Source organism: Kitasatospora sp. NPDC057518 (assembly GCF_042802075.1).
GTDB lineage: Bacteria > Actinomycetota > Actinomycetes > Streptomycetales > Streptomycetaceae > Kitasatospora.
The window spans coordinates 1-6017 of the sequence record NZ_JBHVEU010000513.1 but is presented as its reverse complement, the minus strand read 5'-3'; the positions used below and the strand labels follow the sequence as shown (position 1 = coordinate 6017).

Sequence of the window (6017 nt, the reverse complement as noted above, 5' to 3'; positions counted from 1 at the left end):
CGCACCCCCGGTGCGGGCGGCGGCAGCGAACGGGCCCGTGCGGCGGCGGTCGGACCCGTACGGCGGCGCCCGGGGCCGGTCAGGCCCCGTCGCGGCGGGCGGAGCGGCGCACCGCCCAGGGCAGGCCGAACCACAGCACGGCGAAGATCAGCGCGATGCCGCAGGTGATCGGCACCGCGAGCGCCGTGCCGAGGACGACGTCCAGGACCAGCAGCACGGCGCCGGTCAGCGCGGAGGCGAGCAGCAGCAGGCCCACCTGGGCGACGCGGATGGAGACGGCGACGATCCGCTCCTTGCCCGGGTGGCGGTACAGCCCGCGGTGCAGGGCGACGGGGGTGGCCAGGACGGCCGCGGCGACGACCGACAGCAGCAGGGTGGTGACGTAGACGTCCTGCTGGGCGTCGGTGAGCTGGGCGAAGCGCGGGGTGAAGGCGACGCCGAGCAGGAACGCGAAGACGATCTGCACGCCGGTCTGGAGCACCCGCAGCTCCTGCAGCATCGCCACCAGGCGCCGGTCGGCGCGCACGGCCGGGTTCCCCCAGCCGGGCGGGGGAGCGGAGTCGGACCGGTGGCCGGGCGAGGGGGAGTCCGGGGGAGGTGCACTGGTCATGCGTCAGCTTCCCACGGCCCGGCGTCAGGCCCCGCGCGTCGCACCGGGGTCCGCGCCCCCGGTGCCGTCCAGGCGCTGCTGCCAGACGGTGAGCAACCCCTGCAGGGCGCCGGCCTCCTCGGGGCTCAGGTGGGCCAGCAGCCGGTGCTCGTTGCGCATGTGCGCCGTGAACGCCTCGTCGATCAGGCGCCGGCCGGCCTCGGTGAGCGCGACCACGCGCCCGCGCCGGTCGTCGGCGGCCGGGCGCCGGGTGACCAGCCCGGCGCGCTCCAGGCGGTCGATCCGCTTGGTCATCGCCCCGGTGGTCACCATCGTGTGCGCGGCCAGCTCGCCCGGGGCCCGCTCGTACGGGGCGCCGGCCCGGCGCAGCGCGGCGAGCACGTCGAACTCGCCCTCGCCCAGGCCGTAGCGCTGGTAGACGAGGGTCAGTTCGGCGGTCAGGCGGGCGGCGAGGCGGTGCAGGCGCCCGATGACGGCCTGCGGGGAGACGTCCAGGTCGGGGCGTTCGCGCCGCCACTCGGCCTGGACCCGGGCGACGTGGTCCGCGGCGTCGGTGGGGTCCGCGTGGTCGGCGTGCTGTCCGTGTCCCTGTCCGTGCTCCATGGGCGCCATCCTACCCCCGATAGCTTCCTGGGAAGCTATATTGTCTTCCATGGAAGCCAATACGCGGTGGGTCCTGCTCACCGCCCTCGCCCCCGTCGCCTGGGGCGCCAACTACTGGGTCACCCACGCCCACCTGCCCGCCGACCACCCCCTGTGGGGCGCCGCCCTGCGCGCCCTGCCCGCCGGCCTGCTGCTCCTCGCCCTCGCCCGCCGCCGCCCGCACGGCGCCTGGTGGTGGCGCAGCGCGCTGCTCGGCCTGCTCAACACCGCCGTCTTCTTCGTCCTGCTCTACCTCGCCTCCCAACTGCTGCCCACCAGCGCCGCCGCCACCGTCATGGCCGCCTCCCCGCTGACCATGCTGCTCACCGCCTGGGCCCTGGCCGGCCCGCGCCCGCGCCGCGCGCACCTGGCGGGGGCGGTGGTGGGCCTGGCCGGCGTCGCGCTGGCTCTGGCCGGACCGGGGGAGGGCATCGGCTGGGCCGGGCTGGCCGCCTCGGCGGCCGCGATGCTGGTCTCCTCCGTCGGCTACGTGCTGGCCGCCCGCTGGCGCGAGGGCGCCGACCCGCTCGCCGCCACCGCCTGGCAGCTGACCGCGGGCGGCCTGGTGCTGCTGCCGCTCGCCGCCGCCGTCGAGGGCCCGCCCCCGCCGGTGGACGCGCCCACCCTGCTCGCCTTCGGCTACACCACCGTGATCGCCACCGCGCTCGCCTTCGCCTGCTGGTTCGCCGGACTGCGCCACCTGCCGGCCGGCACCGTGGGCCTGCTCGGACTGCTCAACCCGCTCACCGGCGTGCTGCTGGGCACGGCGCTGGACGGCGACGCCTTCGGGCCGCGCCAGGGCGCGGGGCTGGCGCTGGTCGTGGCCGGCATCCTGCTCGGGCGGCCGCGCGCCGAAACCGCTGTCCGTCCCGCCGCCGAGTCCGCTGCCGAGCCCGCCGCCGAGTCCGCTGCCGGGCGGGCCCGCCCATCGGCGGACCGGGACCTTGATCTCAAGTCGACTTGAGGTCCTAGCCTCCGTGGTGCGCGACCGGACCGGGTCGCGCCGCGCACGGCGACTCCGAGGAGCCAGGGCCATGACCACCGACACCACCGCCACCGACACCACCGCCATCGACACCATCGCCGCGAACCTCGCCGCGCTCGAACAGCGCGTCCGGGTCCTCACCGACCGCGCCGAGATCACTGGCCTCATCGACGGCTACCTGCTCAGCCTCGACACGGTGCCCCGCGGCGGCGGGCGGTTCGACGAGGCGTGGGCGCGGCGCTACTTCACCCCCGACGTGCGGATCACCACGCCGGTGGGGGACCACGAGGGCATCGACGGGCTGGCCGAGTCCGAGCAGGCGACCCTCGGAAAGTTCGAGCGGACCCAGCACGTGGGCGCCAACCACATGATCGACCTGGACGGGGACCGGGCCGCGGTGCGCTGGAACGCCGTCATGGCGCACGTCCACCTCGCCTCCACCCAGCGGGCGCGCGGCGAGGAGCCCGGCGGCCGTTTCGACGTCGGCGGCACGTTCACCGGCGAGGCGGTGCGCACCCCCGACGGCTGGCGCCTGCGGAGCCTGGACGTGCGGGCCGTGTGGACGAGCGGCAGGGGCCCGCTCGTCCTGACCCCGAAGGCCGGGGCGACCCTGCGCGACCTCGCCGGCGGAGCGTGACGGCGGCCCCGGGGCACCGGCCGGGGCGCCACTTGGGCCGGGGCCCCGCCGCTTGCCCGCCGGGCGGATCACGTGATCTGCTGGCGTGAGCATCGCGTGCCGGTGACGGACCGCGTCAGGCATGGAGGTGCGCGACCGAAGGGACCGCCACCCGTGGCCTCCCCCTCCACCGGCCGTACGGCCGCCCTCAGCCTGCAACTCTCCCGCGCGCACCAGGACTTGCGCCGCCGCCTCGCCGACCTGCGCGCGAACCTCGGCCGGCCCCGCCCGCACGGCGGCGACGACCGGCTCCTCACCCACTGCCTGGCCTTCTGCACCGCCCTGACCAACCACCACCAGGGCGAGGACGACGGCCTGTTCGCCCAACTCCTGCGCGAACGCCCCGACCTGGCGCCGACCATCGCCAAACTCGTCGAGGACCACGGCCTCATCACCGGCATCCTCACCCGGGTGCGCGACCTCGCCGACCAGGCCGCCGGACGGCCCGACGCCGACCTGGAGGCGATCGGACGCGAACTCGACGGGCTCGCCGCCATCATGGACTCCCACTTCGGCTACGAGGAACGGGCCATCGGCGCCGCCCTGGACGCCGGGGTGCGCGACGACGGCTGGTCCGAACCGGTCCTGCGCTTCCGCGCGCCGCGGGACCCGGCACCGTAGAACCCCGCGCACCGTAAGACCCGGGCGCCGTAGAACCCGCGCACCGTAAAAACCCGTCGCACCGTCCGGCCCGCCTTCCCTACACTCGCCACGCGGCCGCGCCCCGACGCGCGGCCCGAACGCGACGACCGTGACGTACGAGACGGGGAGAGGGGGCGGGCGGCCATGCCGAAGCAGAGTGCCGCCGCCCCCTCTCCCGCGTCGCGGTACGAGGTGATCCTGGTGTCCCGCCTCTCCCGGTGCCCGCTGCGCGGCCGGCACCGGAGCAGTGCCACCACCGTCTGACACCGGCCCGTCCGGCCGTAAGCCCACTGTGTGGCAACGAACCCGACGGTCCGTCGGCACTGCCGAATCGCGCGCCCACCCACCAGCAGGACCGCCTCGAAAGGCACCCGGGCCATGCGCACCCACACCACCACCGCGAGCACCACCACCACAAGCAGCATCGCCGCCGTCCGCAACCTCGGCATCCTCGCCCACGTCGACGCCGGCAAGACCACCGTCACCGAGCGGATCCTCTACCTCACCGGCACCACCCACAAGCGCGGCGAGGTCCACGACGGCACCACCGTCACCGACTTCGACCCCCAGGAACGCGACCGCGGCATCACCATCTTCGCCGCCGCCGTCAGCTGCGCCTGGGCCGGGCACCGGATCAACCTCATCGACACCCCCGGCCACGTCGACTTCGCCGACGAGGTCGAGCGCTCCCTGCGCGTCCTGGACGGCGCGGTGGCGGTGTTCGACGCGGTCGCCGGCGTCGAGCCGCAGAGCGAGTCGGTGTGGCGCCAGGCCGAACGCCACGGCGTGCCGCGCATCGCCTTCGTCAACAAGCTCGACCGGGCCGGTGCCGACCTGGACGCCGCCGTCGACTCCATCCGCGAACGCCTCCACCCGCGCCCGCTGGCCGTCCAACTGCCCATCGGAGCCGAGGAGTCGTTCACCGGCGTCGTCGACCTCGTCCACCTGCGCGCCCTCACCTGGCACGAGGACGGCGCCATGGCGCACGGCCCGGTGCCCGCCCACCTCGAAGGCCCGGCCGCCGAACGCCGCCGCGCCCTGGAGGAGGCCGTCGCCGAACTGCACCCCCGGGCCCTGGAGGAGTTCTGCACCCACGGAACCGTCGGCGCCGCCACCCTCACCGCAGCCCTGCGCGACCTCACCCGCACCGGCGAGGCCGTCGTGGTGCTGTGCGGCTCCGCCTACCGCAACCGCGGCATCGAACCGCTCCTGGACGCCGCCGTCGCCTACCTGCCCTCCCCGCTCGACGTCCCGCCCACCCGCTCCGCCGACCGTACCCAGCAGCGCGACCCCGACCCCGAACAGCCCCTGACCGCCCTGGCGTTCAAGGTCACGGCCGCCCCCACCGGGCGCCTCACCCACCTGCGCGTGTACGCCGGCACCCTCCACAAGGGAGCCACCGTGCTCGACACCGCCACCGGCCGCCGCGAACGCGTCGCCCGCATCCTCACCGTCCTGGCCGACCGCCACACCGAGACCGACCACGCCCGCGCCGGCGACATCGTCGCCGTCGTCGGCCCCAAGCACACCCGCGTCGGCGCCACCCTGTGCGACCCCGACCACCCGATCCTCCTGGAGGCCCCCGTGAGCGCCGAACCGGTCGTCACCGTCGCCGTCGAGGCCCGCCGCGCCACCGACACCGACAAGCTGGCCGCCGCCCTCGCCCGCCTCGCCGAGGAGGACCCCTCGCTGCGCGTGGCCACCGACCCCGAGACCGGCCAGCGCACCCTGTCCGGCCTGGGCGAACTGCACCTGGAGGTCGCGGTGGAGAAGGTCCGGCGCGACAGCGGGATCGAGGCGGTCGTCGGCCGCCCGCGCGTCGCCCTGCGCGAGGCCCTCGTCGAGGGCGTCACCGGCTTCGTCCACCGGCACGCCAAACAGGACGGCGGCGCCGGCCAGTTCGCCCACCTCGTCCTCGACGTCCACCCCCTGCCGGACGGCGCCGAAGCGGAGTTCGCGTTCGCCTCCACCGTCACCGGCGGCCGGGTGCCGCGCGAGTACGTGCAGGCCGTCGAGGCGGGCTGCCGCGACGCCCTGGCCGAAGGACCGCTCGGCGGACACCCGGTCACCGGCGTCGCCGTCACCCTCACCGACGGGGCCACCCACCCCAAGGACTCCTCCGAGCTCGCCTTCCGCACCGCCGCCCGCCTCGGCCTGCGCGAGGCCCTGCGCGCCTCGCGGATGCACCTGCTGGAACCGGTCGCGGAGGTGACGGTCACCGTGCCCGAGGACGCGCTGGGCACCGTCCTCGGCGACCTCGCCGCCCGCCGCGGCCACGTCCGCTCCACCGACCCCGGCCCCGGCGCCACCGCCCGGGTGGGCGCGCTGGTCCCGCTCGCCGAACTGTTCGGCTACGCGGGCCGCCTGCGCGGCCGCACCCAGGGCCGCGGCACCTTCACCACCCGCCCGGCCGGCTACGCCCCCGCGCCCACGCCCGCCGGATGAGCCCGCCGCCCGGCCCC

General features: G+C 76.1%; 6 protein-coding genes. 4 read left to right on the top strand and 2 right to left on the bottom strand.

The features are described from left to right. Positions 1-79: 79 nt before the first annotated feature. A complete protein-coding gene (locus tag ACFU7Z_RS34700; RefSeq protein ID WP_198959520.1) occupies positions 80-610 on the bottom strand; it encodes a DUF6328 family protein in 531 nt (176 codons plus the stop codon). Positions 611-634: 24 nt separating this feature from the next. Continuing rightward, positions 635-1213 carry a MarR family winged helix-turn-helix transcriptional regulator gene (locus ACFU7Z_RS34695; protein WP_380781977.1) on the bottom strand — a complete coding sequence of 193 codons (579 nt, stop codon included), beginning with the start codon at positions 1211-1213 and terminating at the stop codon, positions 635-637. 49 nt (positions 1214-1262) lie between these two features. Here ACFU7Z_RS34695 and ACFU7Z_RS34690 point away from each other — a divergent pair, with 49 nt between their 5' ends. The 4 genes from ACFU7Z_RS34690 (at position 1263) to fusA (ending at position 6000) form a co-directional block, all read left to right on the top strand. Continuing rightward, positions 1263-2216: a DMT family transporter gene (locus ACFU7Z_RS34690; protein WP_380781975.1), complete on the top strand. Its 954-nt coding sequence runs from the start codon at positions 1263-1265 to the stop codon at positions 2214-2216. Between the two features lie 70 nt (positions 2217-2286). Beyond that, positions 2287-2874: a nuclear transport factor 2 family protein gene (locus tag ACFU7Z_RS34685; RefSeq protein ID WP_380781973.1), complete on the top strand. Its 588-nt coding sequence runs from the start codon at positions 2287-2289 to the stop codon at positions 2872-2874. A 153-nt stretch (positions 2875-3027) separates the two neighbouring features. Continuing rightward, complete coding sequence (locus ACFU7Z_RS34680; RefSeq protein WP_380781971.1) at positions 3028-3534, top strand: hemerythrin domain-containing protein; 507 nt, start codon at positions 3028-3030, stop codon at positions 3532-3534. Positions 3535-3933: 399 nt separating this feature from the next. After that, on the top strand, positions 3934-6000 hold the full coding sequence (fusA, locus tag ACFU7Z_RS34675; protein WP_380781969.1) for an elongation factor G: 2067 nt from the start codon (positions 3934-3936) through the stop codon (positions 5998-6000). Positions 6001-6017 lie beyond the last annotated feature (17 nt).